This window comes from Pseudomonas sp. EL_65y_Pfl1_R83, assembly GCF_963970695.1.
GTDB lineage: Bacteria > Pseudomonadota > Gammaproteobacteria > Pseudomonadales > Pseudomonadaceae > Aquipseudomonas > Aquipseudomonas tritici.
In genome coordinates this window covers 1-688 of record NZ_CAXAQI010000092.1, presented here as the reverse complement: position 1 = coordinate 688, position 688 = coordinate 1, and the positions used below count along the sequence as shown (strand labels likewise).

Genomic DNA, 688 nt, shown 5'->3' with positions numbered 1-688 from the left:
GATGCGTGGACCGAGCAAGTCTATGCCGATGAGCAGCGCAATGCCGAAAAGCTCGACGCCAAGCTGAAGCTGGAGGAGCATTGGCTGCTGCGCGGCGTCACCGGGCGGCGCAAGCGCAACCAGGGGCGGCTGACCAAGCTGGTCGAGATGCGCGCCGAACGCGCGGCGATGGTCGGGCCGCAGGGGGCGGCCAACCTCACCATCGGCAGCGACGATGCGCGCTCCAAGGTGGTGATCGACGCGAAGCATATCTCCAAGGCGTTTGGCGACCGCACGATCATCCGCGATTTGTCGCTGCGCGTGACGCGCAAGGACCGCATCGGCATCGTCGGCGCGAACGGCGCGGGCAAATCGACCCTGCTCAAGCTGCTCACCGGCGAGTTGGAGCCCGATAGCGGCACGGTCCGCTTCGCCAAGACGATCGAGAAGCTCGTGATCGATCAGCAGCGCAGCAAGATGGCCCCCGACAAGACGATCCGCGACGTGCTCGCCGATGGCGGCGACTGGATCGAGGTGCAGGGCATTCGCAAGCATGTCGTCGGCTATTTGAAGGAATTCCTGTTCGAGCCGGGCGTGCTGGATGCCAAGATCGGCACGCTGTCGGGCGGTGAGCGCTCGCGCCTGTTGCTGGCGCGCGAATTCGCCAAGCCGTCCAACCTGCTGGTGCTGGACGAGCCGACCAACGATC

The 688-nt window shown here is 65.6% G+C and carries 1 protein-coding gene; it reads left to right on the top strand.

What is annotated here, in order from left to right; genetic code table 11:
- A partial coding sequence (locus AACY08_RS27790; RefSeq protein WP_339472310.1) for an ATP-binding cassette domain-containing protein occupies positions 1-688 on the top strand: 688 nt, incomplete at both ends.